Consider the following 23,371-nt stretch of genomic DNA (forward strand, 5'->3'; position numbering starts at 1 on the left):
ATCTCAGTGCAATTTAACTGGGGTTTTTCATTTTCATTTTTTCGAAGGAAAATATGATAAAATTAAAGAAAACGTATACAGGAGAGATTTATGACAAAGTATAGTGTCGGTTTAGACATCGGTATTGCCTCGGTTGGCTGGAGCATTGTGGATATTGAGAAAAAGAAAATTGTTGACTTAGGCAGTCGGATTTTTCCATCTGGAAATGCTGCTGGAAATCAAGAAAGACGTGGTTTTCGTGGGACAAGACGGCTGATTAGACGGCGAAAAAATCGTTTGTCAGATTTGACAAAGTTATTGACAAAAAATGGCTTTACTGTCAACACTGACAAAAATCAAAATCCTTATGCACTTCGTGTCAGTGGGCTGACGGAGCAATTGTCAAAAGAAGAATTGGCGGCTGCGCTTTATCATATTGTCAATCGGCGCGGGATTTCCTATGATTTGGGAGATTTGGAAGACGATGGGAAAAGTGGAGTTAGCGATTACAAATCTTCGATTAACATCAATCGTCAGCTTTTGCGTGAAAAGACGGTCGGCCAAATTCAGCTTGAGCGGTTGAATGAATATAGTCAAGTTCGCGGTCAGGTCAAAGCAGATGATGAAAAAACGCTGCTTAATGTTTTTCCGTCATCCGCCTATGCTGACGAAGCAAAGCGGATTTTAGAGAAACAGGCTGAATTTTATCCAGAGATCACAGATGAATTTATTGAAAAATTAATCGGACTTGTTACTCGCAAAAGGGAATATTTTCATGGTCCAGGTAGTGAAAAATGGCCAACGCCTTATGGCCGCTATAGATTAGAACAAGGGAAACTAATTTTTGTTGGAGAAAATCTTTATGAGTATTTAATTGGTGAAGATAACATTGGTACAAAAATAGCTGGAGGAATAAAGCAAAAACGAGCTTCAGCTTCAAGTTTGACCGCTCAGATTTACAATTTGCTGAATGACTTGAACAATCTGACGGTGCCAAATGCTGAAGATGGAAAACTGACCACTGAAACGAAAAAAGAAATTCTGTCAGCTGCGAAATCGGCTGATGGTCAGTTTGGGAAAGTTCAGATTTGTAAGTTAATTGGAGTAAAATTTGATGAACTTAAAACCAAAAAAGGTGGTGAAATTGAATTTAAGCATACACTTTTTGCTTACAGAAAATTCCGCAAAGCGCTCGCAGAAATTAATATTGAAGCCAATGATTTGCCCACTGAATTTTTCGACAAAATTGCGGACATCCTTACACTGAATAATGAAAAAGCAGAAATCCGCAAACAGTTAGATAAAGCTGATTTTGCTATTTCTGACGAAGTCAAAGAACTTATTGTCAACAAAAACAAGGAATTCCTCGTTGACGGACGTGCGACTTGGCACAGTTTTTCTTACAAAACGTTGAATTTGTTGATTCCTGAGCTGCTCAATACGCATGACGAGCAGATGACGATTTTGACACGTTTGGGATTGATGAAGCCTGATAATGAGAAATATAAAGGGCTGAAAAATATCCCTGCACTTCAAATCACAGAAGAAATTTATAATCCTGTCGTTGCCAAATCTACGCGTGAATCGATTAATGTTTTCAATGCAATTGCAAAGCGTGTCGGGCGTGAAAACATTGAGCACGTTGTCATTGAGCTGCCGCGTGAGGATAATGAAGAAGAAGCACGCAAAAATATTGTCAAAATGCAAAAGCAAAATGAATCAGAGAAAGCTGAAGCTGACAACGAGATTTTGCAGCAACTGCCTAGTTCTGTTTCTAATAGTGAGCTTCTCCTGAAATATCGGCAAATTCGCGGACTTTCGCAAAAAGTACGTTATTGGTATCAGCAGGAAAATATTTGCCCCTATTGTGGCAAGAAAATCAAAGCAATAGACCTCATCGACAACAATGAAAGTTTTGAAATTGACCACATCATTCCGATTTCTGTCAGCTATGACGATGCGCAAAATAACAAAGTGCTCGTCCACAGCCAGTGTAATCAGGAAAAAGCGCAACAAACACCGCTTGGTTGGATTAATAACGGTGGTGGATTTGGACAATCAAAAGCTGAATACATTGCCAAAGTTAAAGCGAACAAACGTTATAGCAAAAATAAAAGGGATAATTTGCTCAATGACGCAGATTTGAACGACATTATCACGCGCCGCAGCTTCATTCAGCGTAATCTCAATGATACGCGCTATGCTTCGCGCGTGGTACTAGACGAGTTTTATAGCTTTTTCAAGTCGAATAATCTGCCAACCAAAGTCAAAGTCGTCCGTGGCAAATGGACGAGCCAAATGCGCAAAAAGTGGAACGGCGTCGGTGGACTTGCCAAAACGCGTGACACACACCATCACCATGCGATTGACGCCAGTATTATCGCTAGTTTTCCGCTGCTCAAGGCGTTTGACAAAGCGGTCAAATTGATTGATATTGACAAGGAAACGGGAGAAATTTTACAAGATAGAGAAGCAGTCAAAAAAGCGCGCGAAGCCGAAGTTTTGAAGCAATGGGCGGTAATTAAAAACAAAGATTTTGAACGCTTGGTTGATGAACTTTATGATTTTCCTTTGTTCAAAGATGTTGAACTGGCAAATGATATAGATAATCCAGAAAATCCCGTCAAATTTAGTCATCGTGTGGATAAGAAAGCTAATCGCGCAGTTGCTAATCAGACGATTTATGGAACGCGGCAGAAGCAATCGGTGCAAATCCAAGGCAGAGGCAAAAATAAGCGCGAAGTTGAGATTTCTGAGGAATATATTTTTGGCACGATAAAAAATATCTACAATGTTGAAGATTTTGCGAAATTCAAAAAGTTATACGACGAGGCAAATAAAAAAGGCGATACCAAGTTTTTAATGCAAGAAAAAGACCCAAGAACTTGGGAAAAATTGATTGAAATTATGAAAGATTACCCTGACTTTGAAGAGAAAACGCAAGTGGACGGAAAAGTCAAAGTAATGCCCATCTCTCCGTTTGAATTTTATCGCCGTGATAATGGCTTTATCACAAAGTACGCGAAGCATAATAATGGTCCAAAAGTCGTGAGCTTGAAATATTATGATAGCAAAGTCGGCAGCCACATCGACATCACACCGCGAAATGCTAAAAACAAAGTGGTCTTACAGAGTTTGAAGCCTTGGCGAACAGATGTCTATTTCAATCCTGATACCGAGCAATATGAGCTTCTTGGGTTGAAATACTCGGATTTGAAATTTACTCAAGGTGTTTATGGGATTATTGCTGACGCCTATGAAAGACTCAAACATGGCGTTGAAGCAGACGGCACGATATTGTGGAAACCAATTGGGCAGAAGAGTGAATTTTGTTTCAGTTTGTATCGGAATGACCGTGTGAAAATTGTGGATGATAAAGGTGAAGAAATTGAGCTATTGTTTGGATCACGAGCAGGAAATAATGAGGGTTATGTAGAGATGAAACCTGTTCATAAGGCACGTTTTGAAGGAACGGAAGAAGTAAGTTTTTATGGGAAAACGTCTTCTGGCAGATTTTTAAAACCACTTGCGAAAAAAGGCTACAAACTTTACAAAGTCAACACCGACATCCTAGGAACTCCCCACTATACCGAAAAAGAATCAGACCAACCAAAATTAAATTTATAAAATTAAGAAAAGGCTTACGTGACGCTTGCAGGAAATCAAAATTTTTGCTAAAATAAAAGGGTAGTTGACGAACTACTGCGCTCGACGGAGCGTATTTCAATCTTTTTATTGATAGGAAAATGATTGAGAATCTACAAAGATAAGGCTTTATGCCGAAATCATTAACTCGCCTTTGGGCGAGTTTTTTTCATAGAAAGGAGAACTGAGTTCGACCTCTTTGATGGTTGGGAAAAAGAAAAATTGAAATCTGACACAAGTGTCAGAACCACAATTTTCTATTTTTCAATCCATCAGAGCAATCGGTCTCACATCTTATAATGACTTGGAGAAATGTGATGATTAAGGACGGAGACTATCTCCGTCTAAAATTAGATAACTTAGAAATTGAAAAAAGCGGACAAAAATTTAGTATTCCACTCTCGGATATTGCGACGATTACCTTGGAAGGCAATATTTTGACGCTAACGACTAAGTTGCTGGCGAAGTTAGCACAACATAATATCGCCGTGATTGTTTGTGATAATAAATATGTGCCTTGCGGAATTTTCACGGGTTTTGGGCAGTATCACAGGACGGCAAAGCGAAATTTGGAGCAGATTGCTTGGAGTGAAAAGTTGCGAGATGAAGTCTGGACAGCAATTATTCGTCAGAAGTTGAGCAATCAAAAATCAGTGCTTTTGGCAGTTGATGCAGAGGAGGAGCGTGTAGAAAAGCTTCAGGAGCTGATTGATAATATTCAACTGGCTGATGCGACAAACCGTGAAGGACATGCTGCAAAGGTTTATTTTAACAGTCTATATGGCATGAAATTCACACGAGAGCAGGATTCTTTGGAAAATGGTGCGATGAATTATGGCTACACGATTATCAGAGCTTACATGGCAAGGTTAGTCACGAGTCTGGGCTTGATTCCGACACTTGGTGTTTTTCATCGCAATGAGTTTAATTCGTTTAATTTGGTGGATGATTTGATGGAACCTTTTCGTCCTTTGATGGATTGGTATATTTTGGAGAAAATTTTACCGAAATATCCAAAGTATCTGACTTGGGAAGCGCGCTGTCAGTTGATTGATTTCTTGAATCAACCTTATTTTTACAGGGGAAGAAGACAACGATTGATTTAGTGATGTTGGATTATGTCAATTCTTTTATTAAGGTAATGAAAGAAGAGCATCTGTCAGCACTGACAGAAATTACTTTAGGAGGATTGCGAGGTGTATGAGAAATTGAGATTGATGTGTTTTTTTGATTTGCCAATGGAGACGAAGCAGGAACAGAAATATTATCGTGTTTTCAGAAAAAAGCTGATTGAGCTTGGCTTTGTGATGGTACAAGAATCAGTCTATGTCAGAACATTGCCTAATCGGAGCCAGCTCACAAAATATGAGGAACAGCTCAAAAGAGTAACCCCTTATAATGGTTTGGTTGAGCTCATGTATGTTTCTGAAAAACAGTTTAATGACCGACGGTTTTTGACAGGTGAAAAAGCACCGCAAGAAGTGGCAGTTGGCAATAATAAAATGGTAATCATATGAAAATAGAAATTGAGAATAACACCTTTATTGAATTTGACGAAATGTCGCGTCTGTTTTTTTATGGTCAAAATCAAAAAGTGGCACAAGAACTGGTCCGCAGCCTGAAAAGATTTGCGAATAAAAAAGCTTTGAATGACTTGGAAGAATTGGTTTATGGTGAAAATGGGATTGAGATTTACCGAGAGAAAGAACGCCTCAATGAAAAAAATATTGACCTTCATTTTTTGCAGGACAACGCTTCCCTTTACCAAGAAGTCAGTTTTGACAGAAAGAGTTTGATGACTGATTTTCTGTCAGCGCTGACGGAAAATGTGGCGATTACCACGGAACTTGAGGAAATCAAAAACCATTTACTGAAGATTGAGCTGCTCTTCAATGAACAGCTTCGTCAAATCTCGAATAACATTTCGTCAAATTTGACAGATTTGTCATTTGATGATTTATTGAAAAATCATCTGTTTTTGTCCTATGCGGCTGATAATCACGATTTCCCTTTAGAAATGATGGATGCCAATGAATTTGTGGATGAATATTTGACACTGCTCGGTAAGAAATTGGAACATCAGCCTAAAGAAACATGGATTATTTTGATTAATCCAGCAAGTTTTTTAATGACAGAAAAGATACAAAACTTGCTAGAGGGGCTGTCAGTGCTGACAGAAAAAACGGGACTTATTCATACCTTTGTCATTAGCCAGCAAGCGCTTGAGCTAGCTTATTCTCCAAATGATGTGCCGAGTACGATTGTTTTGGCAGAGGATGTTTATCAAATGCCAGATTTTGACACTTTTAGAAAAAGCATTGAAAATCATTATCCGATAAGTTTAAAAATGTCAGATGAAGCGCTCTGTCAAAATTTTTATGAAATCGTCTCAAGCATTGGTGGTAAGGCAAAAATCGCTGGAAAATCTTATCAAAATATGATATTATTAAAAGTGATAAATGAGATTTTAGGTCTTGAAAGTGCATCATTTTCTATCAATTTTGATGAACTTTCCGAGCTAGAACGTACTTATCTTAGTTCTTGAGCATTGACGAATTTTCAAGAACAGTTGGAATTGTAGAAGCAAAAACCAAAAAGTTTTTAATTTGAGGTTTTTGTACTCTCAACATTTTCCTATCAATAAAACGATTTCTCCCTACGGGATCAATGGGAAACAGTTTTTGTACTCTCAACATTTTCCTATCAATAAAACGAGAAGGTGAGCCTTTACAAATTGGCGATAGTTTTTGTACTCTCAACATTTTCCTATCAATAAAACGAGTTAATGAACAAAAAATTAAGCAAGTTTGTTTTTGTACTCTCAACATTTTCCTATCAATAAAACAAAGCCTTACAACAGATGTTGTCGGAGGCTGTTTTTGTACTCTCAACATTTTCCTATCAATAAAACAAATGGGCTTGGGGGTTCATCATTACCCTAGGTTTTTGTACTCTCAACATTTTCCTATCAATAAAACTAAAACCACGTTTCTCCCGTATCAAGCATTGTTTTTGTACTCTCAACATTTTCCTATCAATAAAACTGACTAATTTTATATAGGGGAGGGTAAATCAGTTTTTGTACTCTCAACATTTTCCTATCAATAAAACTTTTGAGCGCTGAGTACATCTCACTTGCTGGTTTTTGTACTCTCAACATTTTCCTATCAATAAAACTTTCTTTTCTTCTATCAGTGGAATCCATTCGTTTTTGTACTCTCAACATTTTCCTATCAATAAAACCAGCTTCTTTAGGTATTGTTTGCTCACTATGTTTTTGTACTCTCAACATTTTCCTATCAATAAAACTCATGGTTTCATTTTGCTTATACATCCCCTGTTTTTGTACTCTCAACATTTTCCTATCAATAAAACAGGAGTTGCAGCTGGCACGACAACAATCACGTTTTTGTACTCTCAACATTTTCCTATCAATAAAACGAGGAGGGTAAAGATTTCTTTACTTACACAGTTTTTGTACTCTCAACATTTTCCTATCAATAAAACTTAGAACTCGCCACTACAACGGAAGCTATCGTTTTTGTACTCTCAACATTTTCCTATCAATAAAACAATAAATTATCTTCGGTTTGTTCAAATTTAGTTTTTGTACTCTCAACATTTTCCTATCAATAAAACTAGTTTTTTATGCCAACATTTGCCAACAATGTTTTTGTACTCTCAACATTTTCCTATCAATAAAACCAGATTTTCAGTTTGATTAACATACCAATATGTTTTTGTACTCTCAACATTTTCCTATCAATAAAACCAGTCTCTAGGATTTAGTGCAAGTGATTCCGTTTTTGTACTCTCAACATTTTCCTATCAATAAAACAGTTTGAAGAACTTTCTGAAAGCTTTAATGGTTTTTGTACTCTCAACATTTTCCTATCAATAAAACATTCCATCGTAGCACTAGATGTAGAAGCAGGTTTTTGTACTCTCAACATTTTCCTATCAATAAAACTAAGATTAGAAATAGTTGTAGCGTCAGATAGTTTTTGTACTCTCAACATTTTCCTATCAATAAAACAACTTATCAGATTTCAAGTGTTAAATTGTAGTTTTTGTACTCTCAACATTTTCCTATCAATAAAACAGACTCAGTACTTTATATAAACGCTGTTGAGTTTTTGTACTCTCAACATTTTCCTATCAATAAAACTTAAAGATATTATTATCTTGACTACTAATAGTTTTTGTACTCTCAACATTTTCCTATCAATAAAACCAAGCGACTGATATTGTAGAGGTTGCCTCTGTTTTTGTACTCTCAACATTTTCCTATCAATAAAACTACATGCCTTATATAATACACGCAATTAGAGTTTTTGTACTCTCAACATTTTCCTATCAATAAAACCGCTAAAGGTTTTGAAAAGTTCACACAGCTGTTTTTGTACTCTCAACATTTTCCTATCAATAAAACTGACAAAAGCACGTACTCAAGCTCAGAACTGTTTTTGTACTCTCAACATTTTCCTATCAATAAAACGCTTGCAGTCTTACTCTCCGCCAAGCTCCCGTTTTTGTACTCTCAACATTTTCCTATCAATAAAACACCATGAGATTCAGGATATTTCTAAAATATGTTTTTGTACTCTCAACATTTTCCTATCAATAAAACTCTTGAAGCTGATAAAGCGGGTACAGGATTGTTTTTGTACTCTCAACATTTTCCTATCAATAAAACGAAAAATATGCAGAATGCAGTGGGAGATTTGTTTTTGTACTCTCAACATTTTCCTATCAATAAAACCCGCACCATTTCTAATAGTTCCCTTATCATGTTTTTGTACTCTCAACATTTTCCTATCAATAAAACTTCTTTTCTTTGCTTCGATTGTGACGCTTGGTTTTTGTACTCTCAACATTTTCCTATCAATAAAACAGCGGCTCGCTTAGCTCTATTCTGGGCAATGTTTTTGTACTCTCAACATTTTCCTATCAATAAAACCTGTACCGTCCTTGAACCACTGATAGCTGTGTTTTTGTACTCTCAACATTTTCCTATCAATAAAACAATCAGCACATTTAGGTCATCAAGGATTCAGTTTTTGTACTCTCAACATTTTCCTATCAATAAAACGAAAGTTTATGAAAATTTAAGGTTGAATATGTTTTTGTACTCTCAACATTTTCCTATCAATAAAACTTTTTCATCGGTACGCTCTCGCATAAATTTGTTTTTGTACTCTCAACATTTTCCTATCAATAAAACGGCATTAATGTTGACTCCTACTGTTAATGTGTTTTTGTACTCTCAACATTTTCCTATCAAAGATTTGGACATATATCTTCTTGACAAATCCAAATAATAAGGCTAAAATCTAAATATAGCGAGTTGAGGATAGTGCAAGCTCAAGATAAAGAATGGCTTAAATAATGTGAATATTAAAGTAAAAAATAAAGGTGGAACCGCGCATTTGCGCCCTTTGTCGGAGTTTCCATACCACTCGCAGCCTTGGTTGCTTAGTGAGTATGGAGCTATAGCGACGGGGTGTGATGTGCGGTTTTTGTTTTTGGAAAGGAGAGTTATGAAGGTCATAAAAATCTCAGATAATCATCAAGAAAAAGATAATATTGTTTACTACCAGAAAGATGGACATTTTTTAGTTTATTTTCCTAAGGCAGAGTATGAAATAGCCAAAGTTAAGTTCAGGGAACAGTTTGAAAAAGCTGGAATTTATATTTTCTTTGATACGGATAATGATTACCGTTATATCGGTCAAGCTGTTAATATCAGTAACCGCTATCGTAAGCATGAGCATTGGAATGATAATTTTAAATTTATTCTCATATTTGGCATTGAAAATGGGAACTTAAATAAAGGACAGTTGGACAAGCTTGAAAAGGATTTGATCCAGCAATTTCCTGATTGGAAACATGATACTCAAAATAAAACTGGAGGAAATAGCTCCTTTCTTGAACCGTCAGGCGAAATTGATGCGGAGAATCTAAGAGCGGATGTTGATGAAATTCTTGAAATTTCAGGCTTAGATATTTTTAATAGCACTCTAGCAGAAAATGATGTGGAAGAAGCTTTAGAAGAAAAATCAGGCAAAACTTATGTCGTAACAGATGGAACTTTCAAAGGGAAAAGCGATAAAAGTTTTCGCTCTGCCTATTTGGACTACATTACGGAAATCTTGAAAAAGAGTCCAAAATTATTAGCCAATAGTATCTTTGACGGTAATGCCTCATGGTCAAATACCTTGGCAAGAAAGGCTCCCATAAGACCTGACCGAATTTTTTCAGAAATAAATGGTATTTATTTTTATAAGCACTATGACGCAAAAGTAGCCATCCGTAAAGTTAAAAAGATTGCCGAAAAAATGGGAAAACAATTAATAGAAAAGGAAAATTAAAATGAATCAAAAATTATCATTCCAAGACATCATCTTAACCCTGCAAGGCTTCTGGGCAAAACAAGGGGCAAACCTCATGCAAGCCTACGACAATGAAGTCGGCGCTGGCACCATGTCGCCTTACACTTTTTTGCGCTCAAACGGTCCTGAGCCTTGGGGAGCAGCCTATGTGCAACCTTCGCGCCGTCCTGCTGACGGACGTTATGGCGAAAATCCTAATCGTCTTTTTCAACATCACCAGTTTCAAGTGGTGCTGAAACCCTCGCCAAAAAATATTCAAGAATTGTACTTGCAAAGTTTGGCTGCGCTTGGTATTGACGCGCTAGAGCACGACATCCGCTTTGTCGAGGACAACTGGGAAAATCCGTCCATGGGCTGTGCCGGAATCGGATGGGAAGTCTGGATTGACGGGCAAGAATGTACGCAATTTACTTATTTCCAGCAGGTCGGCGGGATTGAGGTTGATAGCGTGACGAGCGAGATTACTTATGGCTTGGAGCGCGTGGCAACGGTGATTCAAGAGGTTGACAGCGTTTATGACTTGGAGTGGGGCAACGGCGTGGCTTACGGCGATATTTTCAAAGAGCCTGAGTACGAACATTCAAAGTTTGCCTTTGAGGAAAGCAATCAAGAGCTTTTGCTCCAGCTTTTCGGCGAGTACGAGGCTGAGGCGCTGCGTTTGCTGGATGAAGGCCTGGTTCACCCTGCCTATGACTACATTTTGAAATCGTCTCACACTTTCAACTTACTGGACGCGCGTGGCGCGGTATCTGTCACAGAGCGCGCAGGCTATATGCATCGTGTGCGGACGATGGCGCGCAAAGTCGCGAAAACTTTTATTGAGGAGCGCGCGAAGCTTGGCTTTCCGCTGTTGAAAGATGAGGTGCTTAGAGAAAAATATCTGGGTGTGAATGGGAAATATACACCAGCTATCGCTGAAAAGGAGGCAAAATAAAATGAGTAGTTATTTATTAGAAATCGGTCTGGAAGAAGTTCCAGCACACTTGGTGACGCCTTCGATTAATCAGTTGGCAGAGCGTACCCAGCAGTTTTTGCTTGAAAATCGTGTTCAATTTGACAAAATTGTCAAATATTCAACACCGCGCCGCCTGGCTATTTTGGTGGAAAATATTGCTGAAACTTCAGAAAGCAAGGACGAGGAGGTCAAAGGACCTTCTGCCAAAATTGCTAAAGATACAGAGGGAAATTGGTCAAAGGCCATTCAAGGTTTCTCACGTGGTCAAGGCATTTCTCCTTCTGAGTTAGTTTTGCGTGGTGATTATTATTATGCAAACAAGCATATTGAGGGAGTTGCGACGAGTGATATTCTCACAAAAATCGGTGATGAAGTGATTGGCAAGATGACGTTTTCAACCTATATGAAGTGGGGTAACAACGATTTTCTCTTTGTTCGTCCGATTCAGTGGATTGTGTCCTTGCTGGACAGCGAGGTGGTGCCTTTTGACCTGCTTGATGTGACTGCTGGACGAACTTCACATGGACATCGTTTTCTATCAAATGTTGAGGTGGTGCTTAACAATGCAAATGAATATTCTGTCAAATTGCCAGAACATTTTGTTATCGTAGATAGCGAGCATCGTAAAGCAGAAATCTCAGCACAAATTCTGGCTTTGGCCGCAGAACATGGCTGGAAAGTGACTTTGCACAAAGATTTGCTGGAAGAAGTCAATAATATTGTGGAGTATCCAACAGCTTTTGTGGGGAGCTTTGATGAGAAATATTTGGATATTCCAGCAGAAGTGTTGGTGACTTCAATGCGTGATAATCAACGTTATTTTGAAGTTTATACTGCAGATGGTAGTTTAGCTCCAAATTTCATTTCGGTAAGAAATGGAAATAGTGAATATATCGAAAATGTCATTTCAGGTAATGAAAAAGTTTTGGTGGCACGTCTTGAAGATGCAGAGTTTTTCTGGAAGGAAGACCAAAAACTCAAAATTGATGATTTGGTTAAAAAACTGGCGAAAGTAACTTTCCATGCCAAAATTGGTACGCTGACAGAACATATGGCACGTACAAAAGTGATTGGTGAAAAGCTGTCAGTGCTGACAGAATTGTCATCAGACGAGAAAGAATCAGTCCTTAGAGCTGCCGATATTTATAAGTTTGATTTACTGACAGGAATGGTTGGTGAATTTGACGAATTGCAAGGTGTTATGGGTGAAAAATATGCCCTGTTATCAGGTGAAAATACAGCTGTTGCTATGGCGATTCGTGAGCATTATTTGCCAACATCAGCAGATGGTGTTCTTCCGGAAAGCAAAGTTGGTGCAGTATTAGCTATTGCTGACAAGCTTGATAGTATTTTGTCATTTTTCAGTGTTGGGTTGATACCGTCAGGGTCAAATGACCCTTATGCTTTGCGCCGTGCGGCTCAAGGATTGATTCGTATCATTGAAAAATTTGATTGGCGTTTTGATTTAGCAGCGTTTATTGCTCAGTTTTCAGGTGAAAATCATGCTGAAGTTTTAGAGTTTATCCGTGCACGCGTGCAAAAACTATTGCTTGAAAGACTTGACCGTTATGATATTGTGGAAGCAGCGATTAACAGTAGTATTTTCGATATTGCTGGGATGATGGAAAGTGCTTATGTCATCGATAGTCACAAGCTTCACGGACCGTTTAAACCCGCAATTGAGAACATCTCGCGTAGTATCAATCTTGTGAAAAAAGCTGAGATTATTAGAGAAGCTGACCCTGTTTTCTTTGAAAATGAAGCCGAGCAAAAACTTTATGATACTGTTTGTGACCTCAAAGAACAATGGGATGAAATGCTAACGGAATATAAGTTCCGTGCAATTGTTCATGCTTTAGCTCCTGCAGTTGAGCTGTTCTTTGACAATGTTATGGTTATGGCAGATGATGAACGCATTCGTGATAATCGTTTAGCTTTACTTGGTCAAGTGGTGGATTTGACAAACAGTATTGCAGATTTTAGCTTGATTAACACAAAATAATTTGATAAATTAATCTAATACTGTTTCATTTAGAAGTATGCTGTTGATGCTTGCTATGGTGCTACGTGCTTCGCCCGCCGTTCTATGAACGGTCTTCGCAACTTCGTTGCTCCGCTGTCCGTTTGCATAGCTACTAAAGTGGCAAGAGTAAGGCGGTATATCTGCAGTTCATCTAATAATTTTACTGCGTAAAATTAAAGATGAGCTAGTATAAGAATTACTGACAGAAGTTTGTCAGTGCATAAGCTCTAGGTTGTAACTATTTGGCAAACTATAAGCGATAGCTTTCTGAATATCAGAACTATGATAAATGCTTACAGAAATCTAGAGCTTTTGTCAGTATGCTGACAAAAGAAAAATGAAGTCAAGATTTTATTCAGTGGGAGTTTGTCCATTTTCTCCAGTCGCTATCTTCGCTGCGCTACGCTGTCCGTTTGCTTAGCTGCTAAAGCAGCAAGAGCAAAAGGCGATTCGACTGATAAAAGGGCAACTTGCCACTGAATCTAGGTCTAGGGTACAACCTCACATCTTCGATATGAGGTCACCCTGTCCCAGAAGCCTAAGTGCTAAAGCACTAACGCCCTAGGGCAGTCGGACGAAATTCAAAGATTGCCATTCCGACTAGGTGCTTCAGCACCTTAGCGAGGATGGACAGCGTAGCGAAGCGGAGATAGTGCTGCTAATACTCCGACCTTATGTCGGAGTATTAGCACGCACTTGCTTTGATAAAATATTGGAGGTAAAATGTCCATTACAAATGAACAAATTGAGCGTATCAATGCATTGGCGCGCAAGAAGAAGCAAGAGGGATTGACAGATAAAGAGCTTGAAGAACAAGCTATTTTGCGTCGAGCTTATCTTGACAGTGTCAAGGCAAATTTTCGCTCTCAAGTTGAAACGATTAAAGTTATAGATGAAAATACGGGAGAGGACGTTACTCCTGAGAAGCTTAAAAATATTCAGCGTGAAAAAGGAATGCGTGATTAACGCAGAATTCTGAGAAGATGAAGAGAGCTATTTCTTGAATTTTTGAGAAAAAATGGTAAAATAAGTTTAAACAATAACGAATGGGTATGGTGCACACCCGATAACCGTTTTAAGATAACTGAGTTCGTCTTTCTAGAAACGAGTGAAAATAGATAAAAGCTAGAATCTGCGTAAACGCAGAAGCGTTTGGTTGCTCATTGTTTTTAGGCGACCAACCTTAAAATGTCCATAAGACAGTTTAAGTCCTAATTTTCGTCGTTTTGAGCAGTCGTGCTCACATCTTAAATCTGATGGCGCCTACAATGCAAAAAGGTCTTTTCGCCTTGCGTTGTAGCGCCTTTTTGTATGCAAAAATATACTTCAAAGTTTCCTTCTTTTCATCCGAAAATAATAACCAAACTCATAAATAGAAGGAACTTTGAAGAAAATCAAACTCAGATATGCTATGTAAACTGAGTTTGCGTTTTAGACACTAGAGTTCATTTTTTTGAGGTCAAAGAAAGCTATATCTTCTAATTTATGATTTCATAAAGTTGGACTCGCATCTTTAGAAAGGACATACAAAATGTCAAAAGCACTTATCGAAAACATTCACGCGCGCGAAATCTTTGATTCTCGTGGCAATCCAACCGTCGAAGTTGATGTTGTCTTGAATGATGGCACACTTGGACGTGCAGCTGTACCATCTGGCGCTTCCACAGGAGATAGAGAAGCGGTTGAACTTCGGGATGGCGGCACACGTTTACAAGGAAAAGGTGTCGCAAATGCTGTCAACAATGTCAATGGTGAGATTGCGTCAGCGCTGACAGGGAAATCACCATTTAACCAAGCTGAAATCGACCAACTCTTGATTAAGCTTGACGGTACGCCAAATAAAGCAAGATTGGGTGCCAATGCGATTTTAGGTGTATCGATGGCTGTTGCAAGAGCAGCAGCGAATAGTGAAAAAATCCCACTCTATCGCTATCTCGGAGGTGTTGACCTTGAGCTTCCTCAACCTTTCTTTAATGTCATCAATGGTGGTGTTCATGCAGATTCTGGTATTGATGTGCAAGAGTTCATGATTACGCCTGTCAAACGCGAAAGTTTCTGCGACGGTGTCGAAAAAGTGGCGAATGTTTATCATACCTTGAAGAAAATCTTGGCAGAGCAAGGGCTGGAAACGGCTGTTGGTGATGAAGGCGGCTTTGCTCCAAAACTTGGCTCGACTGAACACGCGATTGAAACACTTTACAAAGCCATAGAGACCGCAGGCTACACAGCAGGTAGTGAAATTGCCATCGCGCTTGACCCCGCGTCTAGCGAATTTTATGACAATGAAACACAGCTTTATCATTTTGAAGGTCAAAAGTTGACAAGTCATGATTTGCTCGCTTATTATGAAAATTTGGTGGCGAAATTCCCTGCGATTATCTCGATTGAAGATGGATTTTCTGAACATGATTGGGACGGTTTCGCCGCTCAAACAAAAGCTCAGGGAGACAAGATTCAACTTGTTGGCGATGATATCTTTGTGACCAATCCTGCGATTTTCGCCGAAGGAATTGAAAAAGGTGTGGCAAATGCGATTTTGATTAAATTGAATCAAATCGGAACTGTCACAGAATCCATCGAAGCCATAAAAATGGCGCGGAAAGCAGGTTATAACACGATGATTTCGCATCGTTCAGGCGAAACGGTTGATAGTTTCATCGCTGACTTTGCTGTTGCCATGCACGCAGGTCAGATTAAGACAGGTTCAATGGCACGCAGTGAGCGGATTGAGAAATATAATCAATTTTTGCGAATTGAAGAAGAGTTAGGAGCTGCAGCAAGGCTTGCAAAGTTCCCTGAATAAACCCATGTGGATTTTGCTTGCAGTTGTAGCTTCAGTATCAGCAGGTTTTACTTCCGTCTTATCTAAATTGGGCGGAAGTAAAATTGGATCAAATATGCTAACTTTGCTACGGACAATTGTCGTTGTGATGATGTCATGGTTGATTGTCGCTCTTTTTGGGTCTTGGGGAAATGTCGGCGGCATAGCCTGCTATTCCTGATTTTGTCGGGTTTGGCAACTGGGGCTTCGTGGCTTTGTTATTATCGCGCCTTGCAGATTGGTAAGGTAGCTGGTGTTGTCGCAGTTGATCAAAGTAGTGTGCTGTTTTCAGTCATATTAGCGATTATTTTCTTGGGAGAACGTTCTAAGTTTGAAATAACGCTCATTGGTTTGCTCATCATAGCTTTAGGAATGTTCTTTATTGTCTTAGAGAGCAATAAAAATATTGATAAAACGTCAATTGCTGTGGCAACTTTTCTCGCTTTTCTATTTTTAAGAGAGAAACCAAGCAAGTTAACGATTTTGGGATTAGGATTCATTGTTTTCGGTAGGATTGTCATTGCTTTTTAACTTGAAAATCAGATGAAAACACGCTAGAATAATGAAGTCAAGCCTTATTTAGCGGGATGTTTACCTCTTGCTAAATGTAGTCGGACGAAATTCAAAGTTGCCATTTCACTTTAGCAAGTTGCGACTTCGACTAGGCACTTTCGTGCCGTAGCGAACCATTTCCCCTTACGACTTTATAGGATAGCCGTTTGCACGGATATGCTAGTTGTTTCATCTAGCCGATTGCGATTTGAACTTGCCACTTTAGTGGCTTAGTGAAATCGACGGCGTAGCAAAGCGAAGATAGAGCGAATGCTTCTATCGTTGTCGGCTCTGCTGATTTACGAATAGAGGACAAATGTTCTATGGATAACTGTGGTGAATCGACAGCGTAGCCCAAAGAGCGGAGATAGCACGCACTTGTTTTGATAAAAAACAAAGTCAAAGCTTGTAAAAAATTGCATTTTGGCAAGCTTTGACTTTTTTGTGAGGAATTATTGAGATGAACATTATTATTGTATTTATTTTTGGTATTTTAGGTGGGCTTTCTCGCTATGAAATTAATACCTATCTTCCGAAAGTGGGGACTTTTCCACTTGCGACTTTATTGATTAATCTTGTCGGCTGCTATCTTTTCACTTTCTTGATAAAAAATTATCTAGGTGCTAAAAACGTTCATGAACGTTGGGTTTTGGGCTTGGGGACAGGTTTTATTGGGGCTTTTACCACATTTAGCTCTTTCATGATGGATAGCGATAATTTGCTCGTTGCTGGTCATTATGGTCAGTTAATCTTTTATGTTTTGCTCACGATTTTTGGTGGTTTGCTTATGGCGATGCTTGGGATGTATCATGGAAGACTTGCAGTGACTTATCCGACAGCTACAGAGCTTGAAGATGAAGCAGAGGAAGAAAGAGAGGAAGAAAAATAATGCTTGAATTTACGCTTATTGGTATTTCAGCTGGACTTGGTGCAGTTGTCCGCTATCTCTTTAGTAATCTCAATGTTATTTTCAAAAAAATTGGTTTTCCACTTGGTACTTATCTGGTTAATATTGGTGGGACGCTTTTTATCGGCTATCTTTTTGGCAAATTTGGCAATCAGGCAGAGGCTTATAAAATCTTCGCTACAGGTTTCTGTGGTGGTCTGACGACTTTTTCAACTTATAATTTTGAACTTTTTGATTTACTTGAAAACCATGATTATAAACATTTTGCAGAGTACTTTTTGCTTTCTTATGGCTTAGGATTTGTAGCGGTTTTGCTAGGACTTTGGTTAGCAAAATAATTTCTGCGACATATTGTTACAAATAGAGCAGAAAAAGCATGGTTTAGTCATGCTTTTTTTGATAGAGTTTCTGAATTTTGATATAGTCTATCACAGATTTTGGTAAGAGATAGGTGGGTTCAATGTCAGCTGCAATCAGTTCTCGAATTTGGGTGCTTGAAATAGGAAGCAGTGGAACATCAATCCATCTTACAGGATAAGGGTGGGATTAATGGTCTCAGAGCGCTTGATTGCAACAAAAGTAACAAGATGAATTAATTCATCAATCTTATACCATTTTGGAAGGTAGTCAACCATGTCGCTGCCAATAATAAAATAAAAATCGCACTCAGGATGAAGCTTTGTCAGTGCTGACAGAGTATCATAAGTGTAAGATTTTCCGCCACGTTCGATTTCGCAAAGCTCCAACCCTAGACGCTGGTTGTCTTTAACAGCGAGTTCAAGCATTTTTACACGATGGACTGCGTCAATTGTTTCTTTTACATCAACATGAGGTGGAATATTTTCAGGCATGAGCAATACTATGTCAAGATTTAGCCGTTGAGCGACTTGGTCGGCAATCATCAAATGGGCGTGATGAATAGGATTAAAATTTCCACCCAAAAGTCCTACTTTTTTTCTTTTTTCCATGAGTAGATTATATCAAGATGTGAGGCTGCTTGTCCAGAACTCATGAAAATTGCCACTTGGTTTATGTGCTCCAGCACATAGCTTCGCATGACCATTGGCTGTAAGCTGCTAAAGCAGCAACGCCAAATCAATGGACAGCGTAGTGCTGAAAGCACGTAGATAGGGAAAGACGGAGATGAGCAACGCTCATTGGAGACTTTTATCTATTTTCCTGAGTTCTAAGTAGCCGAACTCAATTACAAGAGGTGAGCAACAGCGTCAAGAGTAGGAGAATTGCAATTGAGACTAGGTGCTTTGCCTTTTGTTCTTACCATTTCGTCTTGCCAGCTTTGCTGGATTGCGACTTGAACTTGCCACTTTAGTGGCTTAGTGAAATCGACAGTGTAGCGAAGCGAAAATAGAACGAATGGATAGCGGAGCGAAGCGAAGATGCAGGCTTTAGTAGCTAGCTTCGCATGACCATAGGACATTTGTCCTCTATCTCTAGGTCACTAAAGTCCAATGCCAAATGACAATCAAACGGATAGCGGAGCAACGAAGTTTTGCATAGACCATTCACAGAACGGAGTGCGAAGCACGTAGCACTGTAGTGAGCATCGACAGTGTAACCCAAATACGCATTTGCTAAGTTAAAAATTTCGTCAGTACACTGACAATGTCGAAAATTTATTGAATACTCATCAAGGAACTTTTGGAGAGTTATGGATGGGTTATTATTTTGTCAGTATACTGACGAATTAATGTAAGTTATTGATAGCTCTGTAAGTACAAATTTACTGATAATTTTGATAAAATAGACATTAGAAATGACTCAGCAAGCACGATGATTTATCAATTATTGTCGCTAGTAATGAAATTTTTGCGGGATTTCAAAATGGAACTAGTGCATACTGAACTTAAAAAAATTAGTTTAGGTCAGTTCTTACTAAATCCTACGCAGTACATCAAGCACGGAAGGCAATCATAAACAGTATTAAATACTGTAATTGGAACGGAATTATCTGGATTTTTATTCTGTCAAACAGCAGTAATCGAAAGGAAAGTAAATATGCCACAGCTTTATCAAGATGACAGCCTCGCGCTGCACACCGATTTGTACCAACTTAATATGATGCAAACCTATTTTGAACTTGGACGTCACAAGCGTCATGCAGTTTTTGAGGTTTTTTTCCGCCAAATGCCTTTTGAGAATGGCTATGCAGTCTTTGCTGGACTTGAGCGTATGGTTGATTATCTGAAAAACTTATCTTTTTCTGATACGGATATCGCTTATTTGCGAGAACTTGATTATCCAGAAAGCTTTCTTGATTATTTGAAAAATCTCAAATTTACTGGAAATGTGCGTGCGATGCAAGAAGGTCAGCTTGTATTTGCAAATGAACCTATCGTTCAAGTGGAAGGTTCGCTTGCGGAGTGCCAACTGGTTGAAACAGCAATTTTAAATATTATTAATTTCCAAACTTTGATTGCAACAAAAGCGGCTCGGATAAAATCGGTTATTGGTGATGATCCTTTGCTTGAATTCGGAACAAGGCGTGCACAGGAAATGGATGCTGCGATTTGGGGAACACGTGCAGCGGTCATTGGTGGAGCTGATGCGACTTCTAATGTTCGGGCAGCGAAAATTTTTGGATTGACGGCAAGCGGAACCCATGCTCATGCACTTGTTCAAAGTTATGGAAATGACTACGATGCTTTTAAAGCTTATGCCATGACCCATCATGATTGTGTTTTCCTCGTGGATACATACGATACATTGAGAGTCGGCGTGCCTAGTGCGATAAGAGTTGCGCGTGAATTTGGCGACAAAATAAATTTTCAAGGGGTGCGTATTGACTCTGGGGATATGGCTTATATTTCCAAAAAAGTTCGTCAACAATTGGATGAAGCAGGTTTTACAGAAGCAAAGATTTACGCATCAAATGATCTTGACGAATCAACCATTTTGAGCTTAAAGATGCAAAAAGCAAAAATTGATGTTTGGGGTGTTGGGACAAAATTAATCACAGCCTATGACCAGCCTGCATTAGGCGCTGTTTATAAGTTGGTATCAATGGAAGATGAACAAGGCGAGATGAAAGACACGATTAAGCTTTCAAGCAATGCTGAAAAAGTGTCTACACCAGGTAAGAAGCAAGTGTGGCGTATTACCAAAAAAGCGGATGGAAAATCTGAAGGGGATTATATCACATTTAGTGATGAGCGCCCTGATCAAGATGAGGAAATCTATATGTTCCACCCGCTCTATACCTATATCAACAAAAACATTCGTGATTTTAATGCGAAGCCGTTGTTAAAGCCAATATTTGTTGATGGAGAACTTGTCTATGATTTGCCAAGCCTTCCTGAAATCAAAACTTTTGCGCGTGAAAATCTTGATGAACTTTGGGATGAATACAAGCGAGATTTGAATCCTCAGCCTTATCCTGTTGACTTGTCACAAGAATTGTGGAATCATAAAATGCGCTTGATTTCTGAAGTACGTACAATCGTTTCAATGATGAAGTTGGATGAAAAATGAGAATAAGAGCGATAGATATATCTGACGCCCAAATTTTTTGGGAGTTAAAAAAGCAACTAGACACAGAAACAAAGTTTATGATGTTAGAGCCAGATGAACGGAAGTTTGTTTTTGGTGAAACAATTGGTCAGATTGCAAGAATGGATTATTTGATTGGGGCTGAGGTTGATGGAAAACTTGTCGGCTATTTATCAGCAAAGTGTGGAAAGGCAAATCGGATTAAGCAGACGGCTTATATTGTAGTTGGAGTTTTAGAAGATTTTCAACATCAAGGCTTGGGAGGACGGTTTTTCGACGAACTTGACGAGTGGGCAAAAGAAAAGAAGCTCAAACGCTTGGAACTCACGGTCATGTCAAGAAACACGACAGCAATTGCACTTTACCAAAAACACGGTTTTGCCATTGAAGGCGTGCGTCGTCAATCAATGTGTGTTGATGATGAATTTATTGATGAGTTTTACATGAGTAAAATCTTTGAATAATTCTGTCAGTATGCTGACAGAATCATCAGTAAAACTGATGATTTCTCCATTCTGCCAGTTCAATAATCGGGTTAATCGTATTGAACTTACAGAGTAAATACTTACTGACAGTTTTGTCAGTATATGATACTAAGAGAAAGGAGCTGAGTTCATCTCCTGAGCGTAGCGATTAGATAAGATGGAATCTTGACTGTGCCAAGAACTTCCACTTTCTAATACTGTTTAATTTCTAAAAGGAACTTTTAGAAATTAAAGTTTGCCATAAACGTAATGTGTTAAGCTGGCAGATAAGAAAAGCAAGGCTTTTCCCAATCGTCGCAAGGCAGCATATTTACAGTTCAACTACCAAATCTGCGTAAGCAGATTTAGAGATGAACTAGTATAAAAAACTACGTCCCTGAGAAGTCGGACTCATCTTATTATGACATTACAAAATGAAATTATCGCATTACTTGGTGTAAAAGCTGAGATTGATGTAAAAGCAGAAATTCGTGTATCTATTGATTTTCTAAAAAATTATTTGAAGAAATATCCTTTCATCAAATCCTTTGTACTGGGTATTTCTGGAGGTCAAGACTCAAGTTTAGCCGGACGTTTGGCACAAGTTGCTATTGAAGAAATGCGACTGGAAACTGGTGATGACAGTTATCAATTTATTGCAATTCGTTTGCCTTACGGAGTGCAGGCTGATGAAGCCGATGCACAACGTGCGTTGAAGTTTATCAAACCTGATATAAGTCTTGCGGTCAATATCAAATCAGCTGTTGACGGACAGCTGTCAGCACTGACAGAAGCTGGTGTCAGCGTTTCAGACTTTAACAAGGGAAATATTAAAGCTCGTCAACGTATGATTACACAATATGCAGTAGCAGGTGAATACAAAGGAGCGGTTCTCGGTACTGACCATGCGGCCGAAAATATCACAGGATTCTTTACAAAATTTGGTGATGGTGGCGCAGATTTATTACCAATTTTTCGCCTAAATAAGCGTCAAGGTAAACAACTTTTAGCAGAACTTGGCGCAGACCCTGCTATTTACGAAAAGATACCTACCGCAGACCTTGAGGATGGAAAACCAGGGCTTGCTGACGAGGTAGCACTTGGTGTTACTTATGACAATATTGATGATTATTTGGAAGGCAAAACGATTCCTAAAGAGGCTGCAGACAAGATAGAAGCATGGTGGAATAAAACTCAACATAAGCGCCACCTGCCAATTACCGTATTTGACGATTTTTGGAAATAAAAAAATGATACCTTTCTCGTCAGAAAGGTATTTTTGCATTATACTTGAAGTAGTCACTTCAAAACGGATGAAGCATAGTTTTTTCGATTTCACTAAGACTTAGGCTACAAGTATGTTATAATCTAGAGTAAAAGGCTTACAAGATGGGCTCAATTTGAAAGAAAAGAGGTAAAAGATGTCGTTCATAGAAATCATCAATGAATCAAAAAAATATCAAACGGGTTCAGAAGTTATCTTTGCCAATGACCATGTTAATTTTGAAATTGAAAAAGGTGAGCTGGCAGTTATTTTAGGTTCGTCAGGGGCAGGAAAATCTACCGTACTCAATATTCTAGGTGGGATGGATACCTGTGATGAGGGCGAGTTATTTATAGATGGAGAAAACATTGCTCATTTTTCAGAAAAAGAATTGATTAAATATCGCAGGTATGCTGTGGGATTTGTTTTTCAATTTTATAACTTGGTGAACAATTTGACAGCAAAAGAAAATGTAGAATTAGCTTCAGAAATTGTGGACACAGCACTAGACCCAGAAACTGTACTGCAAGACGTAGGACTTGCTCATCGGATTCATAATTTTCCTTCACAACTTTCAGGCGGAGAGCAGCAGCGAGTTGCAATTGCACGGGCAATTGCCAAAAATCCAAAGATTTTGCTGTGTGATGAGCCGACAGGGGCATTAGATTATCAAACAGGAAAACAGATTTTAAAACTTTTGCAGGATCGGACAAGAAAACAAGGAACTACGGTCATTATTGTTACTCACAATGCTGCAATTGCGAGAATTGCCAATCGTGTCATTCAGATGCATGATGGAAAAATCAAGACTATCGCAATCAACCAATATCCAGAAGACATAGAGGGAATTGAGTGGTAAGTT

Annotated in this window: 16 protein-coding genes, 1 pseudogene and 1 CRISPR repeat array; of the genes and pseudogenes, 16 read left to right on the top strand and 1 reads right to left on the bottom strand. The window is 38.7% G+C overall.

Features of this window, described 5'->3' with window-relative positions:
* The first annotated feature begins 90 nt into the window (after nucleotides 1–90).
* The 12 genes from cas9 to FLP15_RS08655 all read left to right on the top strand — a co-directional run bounded on the left by cas9 (nucleotide 91) and on the right by FLP15_RS08655 (nucleotide 17,612).
* A complete protein-coding gene (gene cas9 / locus FLP15_RS08600) occupies nucleotides 91–3,606 on the top strand; it encodes a type II CRISPR RNA-guided endonuclease Cas9 (RefSeq protein ID WP_142766777.1) in 3,516 nt (1,171 codons plus the stop codon).
* Nucleotides 3,607–3,941: 335 nt separating this feature from the next.
* Entirely contained in the window at nucleotides 3,942–4,730 is a 789-nt protein-coding gene (gene cas1 / locus FLP15_RS08605) for a type II CRISPR-associated endonuclease Cas1 (RefSeq protein ID WP_223804597.1), read from the top strand.
* Between the two features lie 111 nt (nucleotides 4,731–4,841).
* The gene (cas2, locus tag FLP15_RS08610) at nucleotides 4,842–5,141 is read left to right on the top strand and encodes a CRISPR-associated endonuclease Cas2 (RefSeq protein WP_190288384.1); all 300 of its coding nucleotides are present in this window, start codon (nucleotides 4,842–4,844) and stop codon (nucleotides 5,139–5,141) included.
* Nucleotides 5,138–6,169: a P-loop NTPase family protein gene (locus tag FLP15_RS08615; protein ID WP_142766778.1), complete on the top strand. Its 1,032-nt coding sequence runs from the start codon at nucleotides 5,138–5,140 to the stop codon at nucleotides 6,167–6,169. The genes cas2 and FLP15_RS08615 overlap by 4 nt, the downstream gene beginning before the upstream one ends.
* A gap of 66 nt (nucleotides 6,170–6,235) precedes the next feature.
* Nucleotides 6,236–8,914: a CRISPR direct-repeat array (repeat unit 36 nt; unit sequence GTTTTTGTACTCTCAACATTTTCCTATCAATAAAAC).
* 100 nt (nucleotides 8,915–9,014) lie between these two features.
* Complete coding sequence (locus FLP15_RS08620) at nucleotides 9,015–9,995, top strand: GIY-YIG nuclease family protein (protein ID WP_142766779.1); 981 nt, start codon at nucleotides 9,015–9,017, stop codon at nucleotides 9,993–9,995.
* A gap of 1 nt (nucleotide 9,996) precedes the next feature.
* On the top strand, nucleotides 9,997–10,950 hold the full coding sequence (glyQ, locus tag FLP15_RS08625) for a glycine--tRNA ligase subunit alpha (RefSeq protein WP_142766780.1): 954 nt from the start codon (nucleotides 9,997–9,999) through the stop codon (nucleotides 10,948–10,950).
* A gap of 1 nt (nucleotide 10,951) precedes the next feature.
* Nucleotides 10,952–12,973 (top strand): glycine--tRNA ligase subunit beta, encoded by a 2,022-nt coding sequence (gene glyS / locus FLP15_RS08630; RefSeq protein WP_142766781.1) that lies wholly within the window; start codon nucleotides 10,952–10,954, stop codon nucleotides 12,971–12,973.
* A gap of 744 nt (nucleotides 12,974–13,717) precedes the next feature.
* Nucleotides 13,718–13,960: a DUF896 domain-containing protein gene (locus tag FLP15_RS08635; protein ID WP_142766782.1), complete on the top strand. Its 243-nt coding sequence runs from the start codon at nucleotides 13,718–13,720 to the stop codon at nucleotides 13,958–13,960.
* A 565-nt stretch (nucleotides 13,961–14,525) separates the two neighbouring features.
* Nucleotides 14,526–15,797 (top strand): phosphopyruvate hydratase, encoded by a 1,272-nt coding sequence (gene eno, locus FLP15_RS08640; RefSeq protein ID WP_142766783.1) that lies wholly within the window; start codon nucleotides 14,526–14,528, stop codon nucleotides 15,795–15,797.
* Nucleotides 15,798–15,932: 135 nt separating this feature from the next.
* Nucleotides 15,933–16,346, top strand: a complete 414-nt coding sequence (locus FLP15_RS08645; RefSeq protein WP_142766784.1) for an EamA family transporter — start codon at nucleotides 15,933–15,935, stop codon at nucleotides 16,344–16,346.
* 481 nt (nucleotides 16,347–16,827) lie between these two features.
* Entirely contained in the window at nucleotides 16,828–17,256 is a 429-nt protein-coding gene (locus FLP15_RS08650; protein ID WP_142766785.1) for a fluoride efflux transporter FluC, read from the top strand.
* A complete protein-coding gene (locus FLP15_RS08655; protein WP_142766786.1) occupies nucleotides 17,256–17,612 on the top strand; it encodes a fluoride efflux transporter FluC in 357 nt (118 codons plus the stop codon). The genes FLP15_RS08650 and FLP15_RS08655 overlap by 1 nt, the downstream gene beginning before the upstream one ends.
* A gap of 43 nt (nucleotides 17,613–17,655) precedes the next feature.
* Here the strand turns inward: FLP15_RS08655 and FLP15_RS08660 are convergent.
* Nucleotides 17,656–18,242 (bottom strand): annotated as a pseudogene (locus tag FLP15_RS08660) (nicotinate-nucleotide adenylyltransferase).
* 1,048 nt (nucleotides 18,243–19,290) lie between these two features.
* On the opposite strand from FLP15_RS08660, the gene FLP15_RS08665 reads away from it, so the two are divergent.
* The 4 genes from FLP15_RS08665 to FLP15_RS08680 all read left to right on the top strand — a co-directional run bounded on the left by FLP15_RS08665 (nucleotide 19,291) and on the right by FLP15_RS08680 (nucleotide 23,368).
* The gene (locus FLP15_RS08665; protein WP_190288279.1) at nucleotides 19,291–20,763 is read left to right on the top strand and encodes a nicotinate phosphoribosyltransferase; all 1,473 of its coding nucleotides are present in this window, start codon (nucleotides 19,291–19,293) and stop codon (nucleotides 20,761–20,763) included.
* A complete protein-coding gene (locus tag FLP15_RS08670) occupies nucleotides 20,760–21,245 on the top strand; it encodes a GNAT family N-acetyltransferase (RefSeq protein WP_142766788.1) in 486 nt (161 codons plus the stop codon). Before FLP15_RS08665 ends, FLP15_RS08670 begins: the two co-directional genes overlap by 4 nt.
* 421 nt (nucleotides 21,246–21,666) lie before the next feature.
* Nucleotides 21,667–22,491, top strand: coding sequence for an ammonia-dependent NAD(+) synthetase (gene nadE, locus FLP15_RS08675; RefSeq protein WP_142766789.1), 825 nt, complete (start codon nucleotides 21,667–21,669; stop codon nucleotides 22,489–22,491).
* 175 nt (nucleotides 22,492–22,666) lie between these two features.
* Nucleotides 22,667–23,368, top strand: coding sequence for an ABC transporter ATP-binding protein (locus FLP15_RS08680; RefSeq protein WP_142766790.1), 702 nt, complete (start codon nucleotides 22,667–22,669; stop codon nucleotides 23,366–23,368).
* Nucleotides 23,369–23,371 lie beyond the last annotated feature (3 nt).

Origin of the sequence: Lactococcus protaetiae (assembly GCF_006965445.1) — a bacterium.
Taxonomy (GTDB): domain Bacteria; phylum Bacillota; class Bacilli; order Lactobacillales; family Streptococcaceae; genus Lactococcus; species Lactococcus protaetiae.